The 2,472-nt window shown below is 54.5% G+C and carries 3 protein-coding genes; all 3 read right to left on the bottom strand.

The annotated features are described in order from the left end of the window. Positions 1 to 101 (bottom strand): P-loop NTPase (locus ACTHS3_RS03160; RefSeq protein ID WP_440367148.1); only part of this gene is annotated, 101 nt, incomplete at its 3' end. 26 nt (positions 102 to 127) lie between these two features. Continuing rightward, positions 128 to 847 carry a septum site-determining protein MinC gene (gene minC / locus ACTHS3_RS03155; RefSeq protein WP_003749320.1) on the bottom strand — a complete coding sequence of 240 codons (720 nt, stop codon included), beginning with the start codon at positions 845 to 847 and terminating at the stop codon, positions 128 to 130. A gap of 147 nt (positions 848 to 994) precedes the next feature. Further along, complete coding sequence (locus tag ACTHS3_RS03150) at positions 995 to 2,230, bottom strand: FAD-binding domain-containing protein (protein ID WP_065422610.1); 1,236 nt, start codon at positions 2,228 to 2,230, stop codon at positions 995 to 997. Positions 2,231 to 2,472: the final 242 nt, after the last annotated feature.

Raw genomic sequence — 2,472 nt, 5'->3', positions numbered from 1 at the left:
GTTTTGTGGCCGCGCAGGGCCAGGCCGGTTGCGATGCTGGCGCTGGTAGTGGTCTTGCCTACGCCGCCTTTACCTGAAGTTACTACGATGATTTTGGACACGATATTTCCTTTTTAAGTACTGATGTTTATTCGGCGTCGATTGCGCTGATAACCAGTCGGTTGTCTTGCAATGATACTTGTACGGGTTTTTTGTGCAGATGCTCGGGCAGGTCTTGCTCGAAGTTGCGGTAGATGCCGGCAACGGAGACTAACTCGGCCTGCATGGAATGGATGAAGATGCGCGCGTTGGTGTTGCCTTTTGCTCCGGCCAACGCTCTGCCGCGCATGGGGGCGTAAATATGGATGTTGCCGTCGGCGATAAGTTCTGCACCTTGGCTGACGATGCCGGTAACGATGAGGTCGCCGTTTTCAGCGTACACCTGCTGGCCGGTACGCACGGGCGTGCTGACCAATACGGTCGGATTGTTGATGACGGTGGCCTGTACGTCTTGCGGCTGCGGTGCTTGGCGCGGGGTGGGCGCTGCCTGTGTGTCGGCTGCCTGGGTGGCGTTGCCTTGTTTGAAGACCAAGTGGTAACGCGCCGCCGCCGCCGCCCATGTGTCGCTGGTGTGGTGCAGCCCTAAGATTTGCATGCCGTAACGGGCAAACAGGGAAATCATGCCGCCCAAATCGATGGATTCGGGGTGGTCGAAATCTTGTACGTCTAAAATAAAGGGAACGAATTCGTCTTGGGACTGGCCTGCCAGTTGGCGCAGGAATTCTTCCAATTCGGTTAGATCTGCGGTGTGCAGATGGATGGATAAGACGTCCAAACGTGACGTTTTTATGTCGAATGCGGGTTTCATTGTAATGAAATAATAAAATTTTTTAATGACGTAAGTTTACCGTGTAAATCTTGGCTATTCAATCTGTTTGGCCGTCTGAAACCAAAATATTTTGTTTGAACGTTTTTTAGCTGTATTTAGTGTGGTTTTTTGGTGTGAACGTAGGTTTCAGACGGCCTTGGGAAAGGGATAGCCGTGTGTGTCGATGTCGTCGGCGGCGGCCCACGGCGTGTGGATGAGGGTGGACGGCAGGTGCGCCAATTCGGGGAGGTAACTGCGGATGTAGCTGCCGTCGGGGTCGATTTGGTGCGAACGGTGGGCATAGCGGACGGTGGCCGTGTCTTGGGCGGCAAGGTGCCAGTTGGCTTGGTTGAGCGCAGGGTCGGTGCCAGTTTGGACGGAGGCTGTCCACGCGATGCCTTGGTTGGGGTCGAAGTTGAGGGCATGGCAGAAATAGTGGGCGCACAGCTGCTGGAGAACGGGGTGTAAGTGGCCGGTGGCTTCGAGGCCGCGGATGGAGGCGTCGATGATGGGCACGCCGGTTTGGCCGTGTCGCCAGTATTCGCGTACCGGGGCGGCATCGGTTGTTTCGGGCAGGCGGCGGTGGTAGGCGAGCTGGTAGCAGTAGTCGCGGAAAATGAGCTTGTCCAGCCACTCGAAATGTCGGTTTGCCAAGCTTTCGGCAGCCAGCAGGCGCGGGGAAATGCAGCCTGCGGACAGGTAGGCATTGAGGAGGCTGGTGTTTTTTCGTGCCGGAAAATTTTGGGTAATCGGGTAGTGAACCAAATTCTGTTTGAACGCGTGCCATTGCGTTAAGGCTGCGGTTTCGCCGCTCTGCTGATAGGCAGGCAATACTGCGCCGGTATGGGCTGGAAACAGTGGAACGTTTTGTCCGATTTGAACAGGCAATTTGGTTTCAGACGGCCTTTGTCCTGAATAAGCCTGCAACCATGCTTGTTTATAGGCGGCAAAATCGGTGTAGGGCAGGCCGTTGGCATCCATGAGGGGGGATTTGGCCAAAATGCCGCGGTCGTTGGCGTGTTGCAGGGCAATGCCTGCTTGGTCGAAATTGTGCCAGAGGTGGTTGTCTTGGCGGATTTCGGCTTCGGTGTAGGCTTCGTCTGTGATGACGGTATGGGCATTAAGCGCAGCAGCCAAGGGGAGGAGGTCTTCGTCGGAAGCGACGACATATAAGGGAATATGGTGTGCCGCCAGACGGGTATGCAGTTCTTGTGCGGCTTGATAATGGAACAGGCTTTGACGCGGATTGTGGTTTTCAGACGGTCTTTGGCTGACCCAGACGCAGGTGATGGGCAAACCGCTTGCAACGGCGGCATTAAGCGCGGCATTGTCATGCAGGCGGAGGTTGCGGCGGAACCAGACAAGGACGTGAGCAGATTTCATGAGCATGTTCCGACGAAAAAGGGGAAACCATTTTATCAGAATCGGCCTCATGTATCAGGCCGTCTGAAAAATCTTTTGGTTTGATTTCGCTATATAATTTTGGTTTTAGCAATGAGGCGGCAACCATGACCGAGCAAACCGTTTTGGCACTCATTACCTGCCAAACTTATCCCGAACCATCGGACAACCTGAAAACATTGGCGGCATGCTTGGAAAGCATGGGCGTGAAAACCGTATTTGAT

This window comes from Neisseria sp. P0009.S007 (assembly GCF_051962515.1).
Note: the sequence above shows the minus strand (reverse complement) of the source record. Positions and strands in the feature narration are given on the sequence as shown.